The sequence below is a fragment of the Beduini massiliensis genome (assembly GCF_000829905.1).
GTDB classification, from domain to species: Bacteria; Bacillota_I; Bacilli_A; order Erysipelotrichales; family Coprobacillaceae; genus Beduini; species Beduini massiliensis.
Map to the genome: position 1 here is coordinate 107,221 of NZ_CDPP01000003.1, position 16,091 is coordinate 123,311.

Here is a 16,091-nt window from a genome sequence, read left to right on the forward strand (position 1 = left end):
ACAGAACGTTAAGGAGGAAAAAAGATGAGATATTTTATCGGAGTAGATTTAGGAGGAACTAACGTACGTTCATTATTGGTAGATGAAAAAGGGACAATCATTGCCGAAGTCAAAGACGTTACGGAAAGTGAAAAAGGACCGGACTATGTTACTCAGAAAATCATTAAGCAGATTGAATCAATCGATTATTCAGGAATCGGTGGATTCGAGCATGTAGATGGAATCGGGATTGGCGTACCGGGACCCGTAGATACAGTCAATAAGTACATGGTCATGGCAACAAATTTGCATGATTTTGCCAAATATCCGATCTGTGATAAGTTAGAAGCTTATTTTTCAAAACCGACTTTTATTGATAATGATGCAAATGTTGCAGGTTTGGCTGAAGCTATCGTTGGCGCAGGACGCTTAAAAGCAACAGTATTTTACATCACTATTTCGACGGGAATTGGCGGAGCATTTATCGTTGATGGTAAATTAGTGTCAGGAAATCGCGGGCATGCCGGAGAAATCGGAAACATCATTGTGAAATCAAATGGTGAAAAGATCAATCATTTGAATGCGGGAGCGGTTGAAAACGAAGCAAGCGGAACCGCGATTGTGCGTAAAGCACGCAAGATTTTCGGAGAAGAAGCAATCAAACATGCGGGAAATGTATTTGAATTAGCTGCTAGTGGGAATAAAGATGCGATCGCAATTAAAGAAGATTTCTTGGATTGTATTACAACAATGATGGCAAATATTGCCCATACCGTAGATCCTCATTGCTTTGTTATCGGTGGCGGAGTCATGAAATCAAAAGATTATTTTATCGACGAGTTAAATGAAATGTTTAACAGTAAGATTCATGAAGGAATGCGTGGCTATACACCAATCTACAGTGTAGAAATCGATGACTGCGGGGCAATCGGAGCGGCAATGCTGCCAATGTCACAATTACAATAAAGGACGGGAGTCCTTTTTTTAGTGATTTGTCTTAAATTGAGGTATAATAGATTAAGAGTTGCAAAAAAGAAGAAATATGGTAAACTGCTTTAATGAGGAGGGATAGGATGAAAGAAAGAGTAATTGTAGGATTAAGCGGTGGTGTTGATTCAGCGGTCAGTGCTTATCTATTAAAAAAACAAGGTTATGAAGTGATTGGTGTTTTCATGAAAAACTGGGACAGTCAGTTGAATAATGATGTGTTGGGAAACCCGGATAATGATGCTCCTTATTGTCCGCAGGAAGAAGATTTTAAAGATGCTAAAAAAGTAGCAGATACTTTAGGAATCGAGATTCATCGTGTCGATTTTATCAAAGAATACTGGGATCATGTTTTTACCTATTTCATTGATGAATATAAAAAAGGAAGAACGCCGAATCCGGATATCTTATGTAATAAGCATATCAAGTTTAAAGCTTTTTTAGACTATGCCAAAACACTGGGAGCGGATTATATTGCGACCGGACATTATGCACGTGTGGAACATCATCAAGATGGAGAATCCATCATGCTTAAAGGGTTAGACCATAATAAAGATCAGACTTACTTTCTTTGTCAGCTATCTCAAGAACAATTAAAAACGACTTTATTTCCATTAGGAGAACTAGAAAAGCCGGAGGTTAGAAGAATTGCCCATGAAATCAATTTGCCGGTTGCGGATAAAAAAGACAGTACAGGTATTTGTTTCATTGGAGAACGTGATTTTCGTGAGTTTTTGAAAAATTATATTCCGGCAAAAGACGGGCAGATGGTCGATATCGAAACCGGTAAGACAGTAGGTACCCATCAGGGAATTATGTATTATACCATCGGTCAAAGAAAAGGACTGAACATTGGCGGACCGGGAGAAGCTTGGTTTGTTGTGGGAAAAAATTATGATAAGAATGTCTTGTATGTTTGTCAATCGGATCAGAATAAATGGCTGCTGTCAACAGGGGCATTAATTCATGATGTCAATTGGATTTCCAATACAAAACCTAGCGGTAAATTAGAATGTCAAGCAAAATTCCGTTATCGTCAGCCGGATAATCCTGTCGTTATCGAATTTATTGACGATACAACATTACAGGCAGAATTTTTAAAACCGGTTAAAGCAGTGACTCCGGGTCAGGCAGCAGTTTTTTATTTAGGTGATGTGTGTTTAGGTGGCGGAACGATTGACAAAGTATATAAAGACGGTAAGGAACTGACATATTTATAATGGATCAATATGTTGGAACGATTGTTCAGGTACGTTTTTATAATGACCAATCTCGCTTCATCGTGGCAGTGATTGATGATGATGATTTGGAAAAGCCATTGTTGATTACAGGGCTAATGAATGAACCGAAGGAAAATCAGCGTTATCGATTTTATGGTGAATTTGTTGTTCATCCTAAATATGGCAAACAGTTCAAATTCAGTCATTATGAAGAAGTATTGGCGAATGATTATGAAGAAATCATTCGCTATTTATCTAGTCCGCTGTTCAAAGGAATCGGCAAGATTCAAGCTACCTATATTGTGGATGCCTTAGGCGAAAATGCGTTGGAAATGATTAAGGAAGACAGTGATGTCCTCAATAATATAAAAGGAATGACCTTGTCTAAAAAACAAACGATTTGTGAAATATTAAATACACAAAGCTATGATAGTGAAGTCATGCAGTTTCTAATGAGTCATGGTATCAGCATGGCTATGATTGATAAAGTATTAGTGACTTATAAAGAGGAAGCGATGAAGATCATCAATGAATACCCTTATCAGTTAATAGAAGACATTGAGGGGATTCAGTTTAAATCAGTCGATCAGTTAGCTTTGTCAATCGGAGTGGAACGCCAAGATGAAAGAAGAATCAAGGCATTGGTATATCATTTAATCAAAGATTTGTGTTATCAAAGTGGCAATACTTATATCGATGAGGGGAGTTTGCTGAATCGACTGCAAAAATTTGATTATACGATTGAACTGGAGGCTTTTCAGCAGGCAATAGCGGAAATGATTGAAGAAAACAAGTTGTATCGTCATGGTGAAAAGCTATTAGTGGATCTGTATGAAGAAGCAGAAAAAAGCATTGCAGATCATCTTTTGACTTTTATGGGTATGGAAGCACATGGCTTTGAACAGACTAAAATCGATGAGCAGATTCATGCGATTGAAGAAAGAGATCATATCGTTTTTGATGAGTCTCAAAGAGAAGCAATGGCTCTATTTTTGGAGTCACCGCTGATGATTCTTACCGGTGGACCGGGGACCGGAAAAACAACAATCGTCAAAGCAGCGATCGATGTTTTTTCAAGAATGAATCGGGATTGTCCGATTTCATTAGTAGCCCCTACTGGCAGGGCGGCTAAACGCTTAAGTGAATTGACAGGATTAGAATCACAAACGATTCACCGCTTATTAAAATGGGATATCCAAAAAAATGAATTTATGCATGATGCACAGCATCCGTTGGAAACCTCTCTTCTTATTATTGACGAGTTTTCTATGGTCGATACGGTACTCTTTGCCAGATTATTGGAAGCTTGCAGCAAGGTTGAAAAAATTTTAATAATCGGTGATCATGAACAACTTCCTTCTGTTTCACCGGGGAACGTACTTCGTGATCTGCTGCTGATTGAATCGATTCCGACTATAAGACTCAATAAGATTTATCGGCAAAAAGAATCTTCCGGAATTGTCAAGATGGCCCATGAAATTCGCAATGATGAAATGCAGTCTTTTGACTTATTTGATGATTATAAAGACATTCATTTTATGGATTGTGCGAATACGCAGGTACTTGGCTTTACTAAAAAAATTGTTGAAAAAGCTTTATCTGAAGGCTACAGCAACAGTGAAATCCAAGTATTGGCACCGATGTATCAGGGAATTGCGGGAATTGATGCTTTAAATGAAATGCTTCAAGATGTTATGAATCCCAAAAGTGAGTTTCATCAGGAGATTCGCGTAGGTCAGCGTGTTTTTAGAGAAGGCGATAAAATTTTACAGTTAAAAAACAGGGTCGATGATAATGTTTTTAACGGGGATATCGGGACGCTGGTGGAAATACGCTTTAAAGATAATGTAGAAACCCTAAGTGATACGATCGTTGTTGATTTTGATGGGATTTTTGTGGAATATCCGGCAAATGATTTTAATTCGATTACATTGGCTTATTGTATGAGTATCCATAAGGCACAGGGAAGTGAATTTAAAATCGTTATTTTGCCAATCTTAAATGACTATTATGTAATGCTTCAAAAAAAATTACTTTATACCGGTATAACCCGAGCTAAGCAGTCTTTATTCCTGTTAGGACAAAGACAGGCATTTGTACGTGGCATCACGACTCAAAAAACAAAAGAGCGATGCACGTACTTAAAAGAAAGATTTAATGAAGAAAAAGGAATGTCACCGTATGATTTCATGGATTAGTGCCACAATAATTTAGAGGTGATTGTATGTCTAAAGTCGCAGCCGTTGCGTGTGGTATGGCGCTTGCAGCCGGTTTATATGCATTGATGATGGATCCTAAAGAGAAGAAAGCCATGATGGATAAAGCCGAAAAACTATATGAAGATATGGTTGACGCCATGTAAAAACAAGAGCTCGCTCTTGTTTTTTGGTACAGGAAATAAAATCAAAAAAGTGACTATTTGACATTTCATTATAGATATCATATAATTTAAGCAATTATATTATTAAAGGAGATGGATTTAATTTGGACCCGGAACAATCGATGCAGGTAGTAATTTTTATTATCTGTCTAGTGTTATCAGCTTTTTTTAGTGCTTCTGAATCAGCACTGTTATCAGTAAATAAAATAAGGATGAGAACCTTGGCAGAAGACGGTGACAAGCGTGCCAAAACAGTAGAAAAGCTATTGTCAAACACGAATGCACTATTAAGTACAATTCTTGTAGGAAACAACTTAGTCAACATCTTGGCGACTTCCCTTACCACTTCAATCGCTATTGCGATCTTTGGAAACAGTGGGATTGGAATTGCTACGGCAGTTGTAACGATTTTAATTTTGATTTTCTCAGAAATCACACCGAAATCTTTATCTACTAAATATGCTGACTCATTTTCTCTAAGAATAGGTAAAATTATTACTTGGCTGATCGTTTTATTTAAACCGGTCGTGATCATATTAAATTTTATTTCAGGAATGATCATCAAAATTTTTGGCGGAAAAATCGAAGAAGCTCCGGCAATAACTGAAGAAGATTTAAAAACGTTTGTGACAGTCGGACATGAAGCCGGTGTTTTGGAAACTGAAGAAAAAGAAATGATTCATAATGTATTTGAATTTGGTGATACCGAAATTCGTGAAATCATGACACCACGTATTAATGTCGTTTCAGTGGCAGAAGATGTGACTTATGATGAACTGATCGAAACATATAAAAAGGAACAATTTTCACGTATCTTAGTACACTCTCAGTCGTTTGACGAAATATTGGGTGTATTAAATATGAAAGATTTATTATTTATAGATTTCGATAAGGAAGATTTTTCTATCAAAGATTATATGCGTGAAGCGTACATGGTGTATGAATTTAACCATATTTCAGATGTTTTTGCGTCAATGCGTAAAGAAAGAGTATCGCTGGCAGTAGTATTAGATGAATACGGGGTTATGAGCGGACTTGTTACATTTGAAGATATCGTAGAAGAAATCGTTGGAAATATCGATGATGAATACGATGAAGAGGAAGAATTGATCAAACAGATCGATGAAAAATCTTATTATGTTGATGGAGCCATGAGCTTTAATGAAATCAATGATGAGATTGGAACGCATTTTGAATCGGAAGAATTTGAATCAATCGGGGGAATGGTGCTGGGAGCCTGCAACGGTGCACCGGAACTGCATCATCAGTTAGTGATTGATGATGTCTTGGTTGAAGTAGAAAAAATTCATAAAAATCGTATATCGTTATTAAAGTTAACGATAATGGACCCGATCGAGGAAACGGAAGAAGAAGAGTAACCTTACTCTTTTTTTCTTCTCTATATAAGGGGGAATAAAAAATGAAAAGCAGAATTGCAAAGGACTTTCAGGAACATCATCCTGCAAAAGAAATACGAATAAAAGTGTTTATGGAAGAACAGGGATTTACACAAGAGTTTGATGAAATCGATCCAATCGCTTATCATGCTGTGATTTTTGATAATGATCAGGCGGTGGCATGTGGTCGTCTTTATCAAAAAGAGGGAACAGAGGATACTTATATTTTGGGGCGAATTGCAGTTTTAAAGGAGTATCGAAAACAGCATCTCGGAGCTAAAATATTGGAATTGCTTGAAGATAAGATAAAAGAGTTAAATGGTAAAAAAGCAGAATTATCTGCACAGATCAGTGCCGTAGGCTTTTATGAAAAAAATGGGTATCATAAACAAGGTGATATTTATTTTGATGAATATTGTCAACATATAAAAATGATTAAGTATTTATAAGAAAAGTGATAGAAAGATCACTTTTTTTGCATAATTTCTGTAATTTCACTATACTATTATAAAAAGGAGTGAACGCGATGAAAAAAGAAGAACAGATTATTAAAAATGCATTGAAACTCACAAAAGAAACGGATGATCATCTTTCGATCTATGCGACTAAAAACAGTGACTGCATCAAAGTTAAAGAAAGTATTTCAAAGCCCGGTGAATTTGATATTCGCTGGCCATTTGAAGAAGATATTGATCGCGTTTTATATTGCAAGTCTTATCAGCGTTATGTCGATAAAACACAGGCTCTTTCATTTTTCAGGAGTGCACACATATCGAAACGTTCGATTCATGTTCAGTGGGTAAGTCGTATTGCCAGACAAATCGGACGTGGGCTGAATCTTAATCTGGATTTAATCGAAGCAATCGCATTAGGTCACGATTTAGGACATGCACCTTATGGGCATGTCGGAGAAATGGCATTGAATCAGAAATTGAAAGACAGTGGCTTTGGTTATTTTTGTCATAACGCTAATAGTGTCCGCAATATTTTATTTATTGAACGTGATGGTGTAGGGTATAATGTGTCCTTACAAGTATTGGACGGTATTTTATGCCATAATGGCGAGATGCTGTCTCAAAAATATGTTCCCGATAAAGAGAAAACCATTGCTCAGTTTTGGCAGGAATATGAGGACTGTTGGAAAAAAGAAGGGACTAGCTTACGAATTCGGCCTATGACATTAGAAGGGTGCGTCGTACGTGTTTCAGATGTCATTTCTTATATCGGAAAAGATATTGAAGATGCAGTGAAAGTAGGACTGATTACGATTGATGATTTACCTGATCATGTAGTAAAAGTTTTAGGTGTTGATAATAAGTCGATGATCAATCGCTTGATAGGGGATTTAGTCATCCATAGCTACAACAAGCCTTATTTAAGCTTTTCGTCGGAAGTCTTTCAAGCATTAAAGGAGTTATTGAATTTCTTGTCTTTACGTGTTCATCATCATCCGGTTTTAGTCAAAGAAAACGGTAAGTTAGTGCGCATGATTAAAGAATTGTATGATGTTTATTATGATGATTTGATGACCCCTAATTCAAAAACAACAGGTATTTGGCGCTATAAGGAAAAAATGACACCGGCTTATAAGGAAAATGCTCCCGAATTGATTGTATGCGATTATTTATCGGCAATGACGGATTCTTATGTATTGAGTGACTACGAACGTATTTTCCTGCCTATTGTACATGATGAGATGATCTGACACCTAGAAAGCTAGGTGTTTTATTTTGACAATAACAGTAAGTTAGTTGCCTCTTCAACTAAAAAAATGCTATGATGTTCATATTAGGAGGGATATGGATGATTTACGATATCACCACATTACAAAAAGCTATTGAGACTTTAGCGGGAATGTTTCAAGTGGATGAAAGCCGTATTATCAATACGGGACTGGAAAAACAAATTGCCGATGTTGATTTGTTTTTGAAAGAGATTGAGGGCTCTTTACAAGATTTTGATATCGATGATTTAAAAATCGTGGGGATTCACAGCACAACAAACAATGATCAGTGCGCTTCGATTAAGCGTACCGGTCTTATTAATATGAAGCAGGCCCTTTCATGCGATTCAAGTTTGAATGAATATCTGCACAGCAATGGAATCTACATAGATATCTATACAAAAAAATTAACTTATCAAGATAAAAGCTATAATTTAGTCGATCAAGGAAATTCAAAGCTGCACTATAAAATCTTCGGTGATTACCAACTGGACTGTTTTTTGACATTAAGAGAAAACCGCCCTTATGATGGTGCATTAAGAGCGCGACCAAAAGTATTGAGTGAAATTGAGAAGTATGTCGGACTTATTGGACTGCATCAAGGATGGATTGATCAATCTACCCCTTACATGATTAAATTTATTGATCGTGCATCTAATTTCAACCCTTACAGTTTCAGTGCTGACGGTTCGGAAGTAGGAATGAAAACAGCTTTGGTCTATTATGCATTAATGGTGATCACATCCCATCAGCAAATCGATGTTCAAATTGATTTAGCGAGTGAGTATCAAGTTACACCGGAACATATTTTAGAAATAATTCCTATCTGTGAATAAAAGGAGTGCTCATGTATATAAAAAATTTAGAATTGAAAAACGGACTGCCTAAAATCTGTATTCCGTTAATCGCAAAAAATAAAGAAGAATTAAAAACGGAAATAAATACATTAAAAGATATTTATTATGATTTAATTGAATGGCGTATCGATCATTATGAAAAGGTAGAAGAGGAATCGGAGCTTTTAGAAGCTTTAGAACTGATTCGTCAGGAGTTGCCGGACTGTGTCCTGCTGGTTACTTTTAGAACCATTTATGAAGGCGGCAATACGATAACAAAAAGATATGCCGATATTTATCGTGGACTGATTAAAACCCATCAGATCGATTTAATAGATGTCGAGTTTTCTCGTGGTGATGAGTTGTTTACTGAAATATTGAAGCTATCGCATCATCATCATGTAGGCGTTATTGCTTCTTATCATGACTTTTCACAAACACCAAGTAAAAAAGAAATGATGGCATGCTTTGAAAAAATGAAAACACTGCAAGCAGATATTTTCAAATTGGCGGTTATGCCTAAAAGCATAGAAGACGTATTGGCATTGTTAGAAGTGACTTATAAAGCCAATAAACTTTTTACACAGCCGATCATTACGATGTCGATGTCAAAATTAGGATTTATTACACGTGCTACGGGGGAATTATTTGGCAGTGCGGTGACATTTGGCAGCGGGAAAGAGGCATCGGCACCGGGACAAATCTCAGCCGAACAACTTCGTCAATTATTATTGTTAATGCATGAAGGATTATAAAAAGCTACAGAAGTTCATCAAGAACTTTCTGCAGCTTTTTTATTTCTTTTTTTAAAGTGGCATCATCTAATTGATAACGAACGTGATTCATCTTTTCATAGGGAACCCACCAAACCGGACCGGGGATCGGCGTATCTTGAATACGTCTTGGAAATAAGTGCCAATGAAGGTGGGCATCGCCATTGCCAAGGCATTCATAATTCATTTTCTCTGCATGAAATGCAATTTTGACAGCTTTAGCAACAATAATCATTTCTTCCATAAATTCTTTTCTGAAATTTTCTTCCAGGTCAAAGAGTTCAACAGCATGAAACTTACATAGAAAAAGCGTATATCCTTTAAAATACTGACTATCGCCTAATACCACATATCCTGTTTTTAATTCTTTAACAAAATAACGGTTTTGCTTCTTCTTTATTTGTTCGATTCGATTACAGATTAGACAGTTCATTTTTCATTTCTCCGAATCTAAGCATAACCGTTAACGTAAGGAAACTGTCAAGAGGGGTTGACAATTTATTCATTATGTAATATATTTCTTATTAGAAAGGTAATGTATTACATAGTGATAACGATGAAAAAACGAATAAAAATGATTGGAATGATTGTCCTTCTCCTCTTTATTGTGTTTGCCGGTATTTTTTTTAAAGAGAAGAATGAGATTGACAGGTTAAAGAACGTACAGGTGATGCATGTAAAGGATGGCTGTTACATTGGCGAGGCAAAAACTTTATTGATCAAAGCAAAAGTTGAAGTGACAATTCTTAATGAAAAGATAACCTCTATTCAACTTCTCGAACATGATCATGGTCTTGGACAAAACGCTGAAACGATAATTGAAGAGATGATGAAAGAAAATACTTGGGATGTGGATACGATCAGCGGAGCCACCTTATCGAGTGAAGTCATTAAACACGCGGTCAATCAGGCACTGCAGAAGGGAGCAAAATAATGGATAGAGAGAAATTACTAGAAGGTATGGAAAGCAGAAAAGCATTATTTGGATTGTTTTTTAGTTTTGATAATCGTCTTCAGCAGGCGGGGGATCAGTTTTATGAAGAAATTACTTGCAAACAATTTTTTCTATTAATCTGTTTATCTTTGTTTAAAGAAGAAGCCCCTACGATCAATGACTTATCTGAAATTATGGGAAGCTCACATCAAAACGTTAAACAGATTGCATTAAAGCTGGAAAGGAATGGATTTATCAAAACAATGAATGATCCCCATGATAAACGAAAACTAAGGATTGTTCCAACCAAAAAGATTCAGGATTTAGGAGAGAAGTATGTCAAGCAAGAAGAGGCATTCATGGAAGCCTTATATGCGGGGATCAGTGACGAAGATATTGAAAGAACTTTCCAAACAATGAGTAAGATTGAACAAAATTTGATTAAAATAAAAGGAGAACATCAATGAGAGCAATTGTTGTCTATTCAAGTAAGACCGGTTTCACCTTAAAATATGCGAAAAAATTAAGTGAAGACTTAAACTGTGAACTCCTCTCAATAAAAGAAATAAAAACAAGAAATTGGGATAAAGATGAAATTGTTATCTATGGCGGAAGTTTAAAAGCCGGGTTGATTCGCGATCTTAGTCATTTTAATAAAACGGTGAAAGTAAATCCGGATCACTTGGTTGTATTTGCCTGTGGGCTGACTTCAAGGGAGGATCAAGTTAAGATTCAAGAAATAAAAAAAGCAAACCATTTAGAAAATAGTCCGTTTTATTATTTTCCCGGCGGTGTGGATTATAGCCGGCTTGGCTTTGCCAGCAGAAGCCTTTTGAAGATGATCTGCCAATCTATTAAAAAAGATCCACAGAAAGATCAGATGATGGCAAAACGTTTGGAAAAGTCAGGAGATTATACAGAACTTGATCTTTTAGAAGAGATGATTGAACAGATTAAAAGCAAATCGCGATTTCATGAAATAAATGTTGAATAATGGGTTGAAAAACAGATCTGTAACCTGTGGCTAACCGTTCTTCTTCTTCATTTTACCTATTGAATTCACTAAATTTTTGGTGTAAACTCTTATAAGTTGGGTTAAGAGGAGGTTAAGATATGGTTAAAGATATGACAGAAGGCAAACCGATAAAGTTAATTTTAGCGTTTTGTTTGCCTTTGGTAGCAGGGAATATTTTTCAACAGCTTTACAACATGGTAGACAGTATCGTGGTAGGGAAGTTCGTTGGGGTGAATGCCTTGGCAGCAGTAGGAGCAACAGGTTCTATTAACTTTTTGGTTCTTGGGTTTGCTTTAGGACTGTGCAGTGGGTTCGGGATTCCGATCTCTCAAAGTTTTGGTGCGCAAGATGAAGTAGGCGTTAGAAAGTTTGTGATTAATTCGATTTATTTATGTTTAATCGCAACGATTGTGCTGACAACACTGACGATGATTTTTACACCGTCATTGCTGACATTGATGAATACACCGGCTGATATTTATCAGGATTCTTATACATATATTTCGATTATGTTTATGGGAATTGTCGCTACTATTTACTATAATATGCTTTCAAGTATATTAAGAGCGTTGGGGGATAGTAAAACACCATTACTTTTCTTAGCCATTGCGTCTATATTAAATGTTATTTTAGACTTAGTATTCGTTATTAACTTTAACATGGGGGTCGCAGGAGTGGCTTGGGCAACGTTGGTGGCACAAGCAGTGTCGGCTATATTATGTGCTGTCTTTATGATTAAACGTTTCCCTATTTTAAAGTTTAAAAAAGAAGAATTTCGTTTTGATATTGCTTGCTGTAAAAGATTATTGGTAATCGGAGTGCCGATGGCATTACAATTCTCCATCACAGCAATCGGATCTGTTATGATTCAGACTGCGGTCAATGGATTAGGATCTGCTCGTGTTGCTGCGGTTACAGCCGCTAATAAGATACAGATGATGGTGACACAGCCAATGGATACATTGGGAATCACGATGGCAACTTATTGTGGACAAAACTTAGGAGCCAAGAAAATCGATCGTATCGAAAAAGGCTTAAAAGTAAGCTTTGCATTATCATTTGGTTATTGTATTATCGCTTGTTTATTGATGTGGGGATTTGGAACATTTATCGCCCAGTTGTTTATCGATGCTTCAGAAACCGCCATTATGGCAGATGTCTCTTTATTCTTACGAATGAATAGTATTTTGTTCTTCTTACTGGGAGCATTGTTTATTATGCGAAACTCATTGCAGGGATTAGGGTATTCCGCTTTAACGATGTTAGCCGGAGTAGCAGAATTAATCGGACGTGCCATCGTTGCGTTTGTATTTGTAGGAATCTTTGGTTTTACAGCCATCTGCTTTGCCAACCAATTCGCATGGTTGTTGGCAGATATTATTTTACTGATAACATTCATTATTAAAATGAAGCAACTAAAGCTGTCCGCAGCTAATCAAACACTATAGCAAAAAAACTTGGAATTCACCGATAAGGCAGTTCCAAGTTTTTTGTTGCACCTAATTCACTATTCATTCTAATTAATATAATTAAACGTTTATCCTAATGATCCGTTTTTTCCATGTATTGAATATACTGTTTCCCCCATGTTTTAAAGCTATCCAAGACAGGGAGAAATTCTTTTCCAATATTACTCAAGGAATATTCTACTTTCGGTGGTATTTGCGGATATTCTTTCCTGATGATCAGACTGTCATTTTCTAACTTTTTTAACTGTTTAGATAGAGTGGCATGCGTCATATTGGGCATCATTTTTAGTAATTCGTTAAATCTGAGTGTACCGTCACTTAAAAAGTGCAGGATTAAAATAGACCATTTTCCCTGTAAAACCGATTGTGCAGTAAAATACGGGCATTTTCCAAATCTTTCATCTGTCATAATGTTTCCTCCTAAGTATCTTTTAAGATACTATGTATCATAAAATATCGTACTTTTCATTTGTTTCCTATAATGATATTATCATATTAGGAATAAAAAATACAAGGAACTAAGCAAAAGGGAGGAATTCTTATGAATGAAACAGTAAAAAATTTAATTAGCAGAAAAAGCTGCAAAAGTTATCAGGATAAACATGTCAGCAAAGAATTGTTGGAAGACATTGTTGCCGCTGGACTCAATGCCCCATCTGGCATGAATAAGCAGACACCACGATTTGTTGTCGTATCAAATAATGAGGTTGTTGGAAAATTATCAGCGATGAATGCTGCGGTTGCTGGAATGCCATCCGATCCATTTTATGGAGCAAAAGATGTGATTATCGTTTTAGCAAAGAAAGAAGCTACCTATTTATATGATGGCAGCCTCGCTATGGGGAATCTGATGAATGCGGCTTGGTCAATGGGAATTGATTCCAGATGGATACATCGTGCCAAAGAAGTATTTGAAAGTGAAGAAGGAAAGAAACTTTTGCAGGAATGGGGCATTCAAGATGAGGTAGAAGGAATTGGTTTTTGTATCCTTGGCTATGCAAAGGAAGAAAAAGAAAAAACAGAAATTCAAGATGGCAGAGTATTTTACATTTAAACGTTATCTGTATGAATGCTAAAGGACATCGTATTCTATAAAACGGTAATCTATAAGATTGCCGTTTTTTTATAAGGAGTACTTTCATACTTTTTATCAATGTTTATATTTGATTTTTTATTTCAATAAAAAACAACATAATACGCATTATGTTGTATAAACGAAAAAAATGTCCTATTTTCTAGCATTAATTCTATTATATGCGTCACTTTTATAAAATCATAATGAAATAAAATTCCATTATTCAGTATCTAATGCCAAAAAATATTGTCACGAAGGAAAATTGTTGTTAAAATGAGAGTGGATTTATTAGTAAAATATGAAACTTAAACAGCTTACATTTTCTATTTTACTATGAATTGCTAAATATGAGATACATTTGTTGAAGTTATTTCTAAATAGTTAAAGAATTTTAATAATACATTTATTTGACAACATAATGCGTATTATGTTGTACAAATTGAACGAATAATTTGTTTAAAATAGTTGAATAAATCAACGTTTTTAGAAATGTGAGGGTAGAGTTATGGATGCTGTTGAAAAAAAGATTAAAGTTTTAAGTGAATCGATGATTACACATTTTTTCGTACAGAAAGAAGATCAATACTTTGTTTCGTATTTATCTGATAACTTACTTTGGATGAGTGATGACAACACGTTTTATGATAGACAGACAACCCTAGCTTACCTAAAACAATTACGAGATGATTGCCATGGAGTCGTTAAGATCAAGCATCAAGATTTTCATGTGTATTCTCTGCGTCCGCATATTTGCTTTGTAGTAGGAACGGTGACCATTGAGGTGGGCAGTGAAGAAAATCAGTTTAGAGAAAATGAAATATGTATCAGTGGTATTTGGCAAGAAGAGAGCAACTGGTGTTTAACTCACTTCTATTCTGCGATTAAAGATGAACGACTGATGAGTCAAAACGGTTCGTTATCTTTACATCAGCAATTAGAAGTAATTCAAAAAGCAACGATGATCGATCCTTTGACACAGATCAATAATTTACAAGGGTTTGAAAAAGAAGCAGCTGCACTTTTGAAACAATATCCCAAACAGAAATATGTCATGATTAAGTTTGGTATTCGGGATTTTCGTTTTGTGAATCGCCGTCATGGCTATAAAATGGGAGATTTGGTGTTAAAGCATATTGCTAAAAATCTGCTGGCGACCTTAAATGATCGTGAAACCTGCGGACGCATGGAGAAAGATGTTTTTGCTATGCTGTATTGTTTTGAAGATAAAGCCTCTTTAGAACAAAGGGTGGAACAGCTGGAGACAGTGCTTATTGATACACCGCTCCGTCAGCGTTTGGAAACAAAAATTCATTTTAATATTGGAATCTATCAGATTGAAAATGATCATACCGAGTATATTAAAGATATGTTGGATAAGGCATTGATTGCGCAGAAAAAAGGCAGCACTTCAATCAGTCATCGTCATCACTATGCTTATTATGAAGAATGGATGATGACAGCTCAGTATCAGCGCAGTAAATTATTAGAAGAAGCCCCCAAAGCAATGGAAGAGAATGAATTTTCACTTTATATACAACCGCAGTTTGATTTAACTTCGGGAACTTTAGTAGCGGGAGAAGCATTGGTAAGATGGATTACTCAAGACGGTATTCGTATGCCCGGTGAATTTATTCCGATCTTTGAAGAACAAGGATTTATTTTTTCATTTGATTACTACATGCTTGATAAGATTTGTCAGCAAATGAGAAAATGGATAGATGTAGGGGTAGAAGTGCATCCTATTTCAACGAATCAATCAAGATTACATATTGAAGAAGAAAATTATTTTAAAGATTTTTGTGCGGTGATTGATCGTTATCAAATTCCTCATGAATATATCATTTTTGAACTGACTGAATCTGCTTTTGTGGAAAACAGTGAAAAAATGGTACGTTTGACAGAATTACTGCATGAACATCATTATAAAATTGCGATTGATGACTTTGGTACCGGCTATGCTTCTTTGAATTTATTGAGTGTAGTTCCGGCAGATATTTTAAAGATTGATAAAAGCATGCTGAAAGGGTACAGTACTAATATTCGCACCCAGATCATTATCGAAAGAATCATTCAGTTAGCTCATGATATTGGGATGAGCGTAGTCTGTGAAGGGATTGAGGAACAGGCAGAATGGGAATATCTTAAAAAAATCGGCTGCAACATCGGTCAAGGCTTTCTGATGGGAAAGCCGGTGGAAGCAGAGGCTTATCGAAAGCTATGGTTGAAAACACCAAATCGCTAAAATAATCAATTAAAGTTTATACCGGTGAAAACACGGTATAATATTCATAGATGAGTATTGA

The 16,091-nt window shown here is 35.9% G+C and carries 17 protein-coding genes; 15 read left to right on the forward strand and 2 right to left on the reverse strand.

Translation table 11 applies throughout. The annotated features are described in order from the left end of the window. The first annotated feature begins 24 nt into the window (after window positions 1-24). From BN1225_RS02230 to aroD, 9 genes are all read left to right on the forward strand, one after another. The gene (locus tag BN1225_RS02230; RefSeq protein ID WP_041138200.1) at window positions 25-945 is read left to right on the forward strand and encodes an ROK family protein; all 921 of its coding nucleotides are present in this window, start codon (window positions 25-27) and stop codon (window positions 943-945) included. A 107-nt stretch (window positions 946-1,052) separates the two neighbouring features. Beyond that, window positions 1,053-2,186, forward strand: coding sequence for a tRNA 2-thiouridine(34) synthase MnmA (gene mnmA, locus BN1225_RS02235; protein WP_082029245.1), 1,134 nt, complete (start codon window positions 1,053-1,055; stop codon window positions 2,184-2,186). Continuing rightward, window positions 2,186-4,384: an SF1B family DNA helicase RecD2 gene (gene recD2 / locus BN1225_RS02240; RefSeq protein ID WP_041138202.1), complete on the forward strand. Its 2,199-nt coding sequence runs from the start codon at window positions 2,186-2,188 to the stop codon at window positions 4,382-4,384. Before mnmA ends, recD2 begins: the two co-directional genes overlap by 1 nt. Window positions 4,385-4,410: 26 nt before the next feature. Beyond that, window positions 4,411-4,548, forward strand: coding sequence for a hypothetical protein (locus BN1225_RS14690; protein ID WP_156133044.1), 138 nt, complete (start codon window positions 4,411-4,413; stop codon window positions 4,546-4,548). A 140-nt stretch (window positions 4,549-4,688) separates the two neighbouring features. Then, window positions 4,689-5,945, forward strand: coding sequence for an HlyC/CorC family transporter (locus BN1225_RS02245; RefSeq protein ID WP_197066523.1), 1,257 nt, complete (start codon window positions 4,689-4,691; stop codon window positions 5,943-5,945). 41 nt (window positions 5,946-5,986) lie between these two features. Further along, complete coding sequence (locus BN1225_RS02250; protein ID WP_041138204.1) at window positions 5,987-6,412, forward strand: GNAT family N-acetyltransferase; 426 nt, start codon at window positions 5,987-5,989, stop codon at window positions 6,410-6,412. A 77-nt stretch (window positions 6,413-6,489) separates the two neighbouring features. After that, entirely contained in the window at window positions 6,490-7,668 is a 1,179-nt protein-coding gene (locus tag BN1225_RS02255) for a deoxyguanosinetriphosphate triphosphohydrolase family protein (RefSeq protein WP_041138205.1), read from the forward strand. A gap of 98 nt (window positions 7,669-7,766) precedes the next feature. Beyond that, window positions 7,767-8,522, forward strand: coding sequence for a hypothetical protein (locus BN1225_RS02260; RefSeq protein ID WP_041138206.1), 756 nt, complete (start codon window positions 7,767-7,769; stop codon window positions 8,520-8,522). Window positions 8,523-8,533: 11 nt separating this feature from the next. Beyond that, entirely contained in the window at window positions 8,534-9,277 is a 744-nt protein-coding gene (aroD, locus tag BN1225_RS02265; RefSeq protein WP_041138207.1) for a type I 3-dehydroquinate dehydratase, read from the forward strand. Between the two features lie 4 nt (window positions 9,278-9,281). Here aroD and BN1225_RS02270 read toward each other — a convergent pair whose 3' ends face one another. Beyond that, complete coding sequence (locus BN1225_RS02270; protein WP_041138208.1) at window positions 9,282-9,728, reverse strand: HIT family protein; 447 nt, start codon at window positions 9,726-9,728, stop codon at window positions 9,282-9,284. Between the two features lie 123 nt (window positions 9,729-9,851). On the opposite strand from BN1225_RS02270, the gene BN1225_RS02275 reads away from it, so the two are divergent. The 4 genes from BN1225_RS02275 to BN1225_RS02290 all read left to right on the forward strand — a co-directional run bounded on the left by BN1225_RS02275 (window position 9,852) and on the right by BN1225_RS02290 (window position 12,692). Further along, the gene (locus BN1225_RS02275) at window positions 9,852-10,229 is read left to right on the forward strand and encodes an FMN-binding protein (protein ID WP_041138209.1); all 378 of its coding nucleotides are present in this window, start codon (window positions 9,852-9,854) and stop codon (window positions 10,227-10,229) included. Continuing rightward, a complete protein-coding gene (locus tag BN1225_RS02280; RefSeq protein WP_041138210.1) occupies window positions 10,229-10,696 on the forward strand; it encodes a MarR family winged helix-turn-helix transcriptional regulator in 468 nt (155 codons plus the stop codon). The genes BN1225_RS02275 and BN1225_RS02280 overlap by 1 nt, the downstream gene beginning before the upstream one ends. After that, window positions 10,693-11,223: a flavodoxin domain-containing protein gene (locus BN1225_RS13985; RefSeq protein ID WP_052466252.1), complete on the forward strand. Its 531-nt coding sequence runs from the start codon at window positions 10,693-10,695 to the stop codon at window positions 11,221-11,223. The genes BN1225_RS02280 and BN1225_RS13985 overlap by 4 nt, the downstream gene beginning before the upstream one ends. A gap of 119 nt (window positions 11,224-11,342) precedes the next feature. After that, the gene (locus BN1225_RS02290; RefSeq protein ID WP_041138211.1) at window positions 11,343-12,692 is read left to right on the forward strand and encodes an MATE family efflux transporter; all 1,350 of its coding nucleotides are present in this window, start codon (window positions 11,343-11,345) and stop codon (window positions 12,690-12,692) included. 94 nt (window positions 12,693-12,786) lie between these two features. On the opposite strand, the gene BN1225_RS02295 is transcribed toward BN1225_RS02290, so the two are convergent. Then, complete coding sequence (locus BN1225_RS02295; protein WP_041138212.1) at window positions 12,787-13,122, reverse strand: winged helix-turn-helix transcriptional regulator; 336 nt, start codon at window positions 13,120-13,122, stop codon at window positions 12,787-12,789. A 132-nt stretch (window positions 13,123-13,254) separates the two neighbouring features. Here BN1225_RS02295 and BN1225_RS02300 point away from each other — a divergent pair, with 132 nt between their 5' ends. After that, window positions 13,255-13,767 (forward strand): nitroreductase, encoded by a 513-nt coding sequence (locus tag BN1225_RS02300; protein ID WP_041138213.1) that lies wholly within the window; start codon window positions 13,255-13,257, stop codon window positions 13,765-13,767. Between the two features lie 526 nt (window positions 13,768-14,293). Next, the gene (locus BN1225_RS02305) at window positions 14,294-16,030 is read left to right on the forward strand and encodes a bifunctional diguanylate cyclase/phosphodiesterase (protein WP_052466254.1); all 1,737 of its coding nucleotides are present in this window, start codon (window positions 14,294-14,296) and stop codon (window positions 16,028-16,030) included. Window positions 16,031-16,091: the final 61 nt, after the last annotated feature.

Excerpts from the sequence above, each read along its gene's own strand:
- BN1225_RS02230 (WP_041138200.1), top strand. The coding sequence starts at position 25 with ATGAGATATTTTATCGGAGTAGATTTAGGAGGAACTAACGTACGTTCA.
- mnmA (WP_082029245.1), top strand. The coding sequence starts at position 1,053 with ATGAAAGAAAGAGTAATTGTAGGATTAAGCGGTGGTGTTGATTCAGCG.
- recD2 (WP_041138202.1), top strand. The coding sequence starts at position 2,186 with ATGGATCAATATGTTGGAACGATTGTTCAGGTACGTTTTTATAATGAC.
- BN1225_RS14690 (WP_156133044.1), top strand. The coding sequence starts at position 4,411 with ATGTCTAAAGTCGCAGCCGTTGCGTGTGGTATGGCGCTTGCAGCCGGT.
- BN1225_RS02245 (WP_197066523.1), top strand. The coding sequence starts at position 4,689 with ATGCAGGTAGTAATTTTTATTATCTGTCTAGTGTTATCAGCTTTTTTT.
- BN1225_RS02250 (WP_041138204.1), top strand. The coding sequence starts at position 5,987 with ATGAAAAGCAGAATTGCAAAGGACTTTCAGGAACATCATCCTGCAAAA.
- BN1225_RS02255 (WP_041138205.1), top strand. The coding sequence starts at position 6,490 with ATGAAAAAAGAAGAACAGATTATTAAAAATGCATTGAAACTCACAAAA.
- BN1225_RS02260 (WP_041138206.1), top strand. The coding sequence starts at position 7,767 with ATGATTTACGATATCACCACATTACAAAAAGCTATTGAGACTTTAGCG.
- aroD (WP_041138207.1), top strand. The coding sequence starts at position 8,534 with ATGTATATAAAAAATTTAGAATTGAAAAACGGACTGCCTAAAATCTGT.
- BN1225_RS02270 (WP_041138208.1), bottom strand. The coding sequence starts at position 9,728 with ATGAACTGTCTAATCTGTAATCGAATCGAACAAATAAAGAAGAAGCAA.
- BN1225_RS02275 (WP_041138209.1), top strand. The coding sequence starts at position 9,852 with ATGAAAAAACGAATAAAAATGATTGGAATGATTGTCCTTCTCCTCTTT.
- BN1225_RS02280 (WP_041138210.1), top strand. The coding sequence starts at position 10,229 with ATGGATAGAGAGAAATTACTAGAAGGTATGGAAAGCAGAAAAGCATTA.
- BN1225_RS13985 (WP_052466252.1), top strand. The coding sequence starts at position 10,693 with ATGAGAGCAATTGTTGTCTATTCAAGTAAGACCGGTTTCACCTTAAAA.
- BN1225_RS02290 (WP_041138211.1), top strand. The coding sequence starts at position 11,343 with ATGGTTAAAGATATGACAGAAGGCAAACCGATAAAGTTAATTTTAGCG.
- BN1225_RS02295 (WP_041138212.1), bottom strand. The coding sequence starts at position 13,122 with ATGACAGATGAAAGATTTGGAAAATGCCCGTATTTTACTGCACAATCG.
- BN1225_RS02300 (WP_041138213.1), top strand. The coding sequence starts at position 13,255 with ATGAATGAAACAGTAAAAAATTTAATTAGCAGAAAAAGCTGCAAAAGT.
- BN1225_RS02305 (WP_052466254.1), top strand. The coding sequence starts at position 14,294 with ATGGATGCTGTTGAAAAAAAGATTAAAGTTTTAAGTGAATCGATGATT.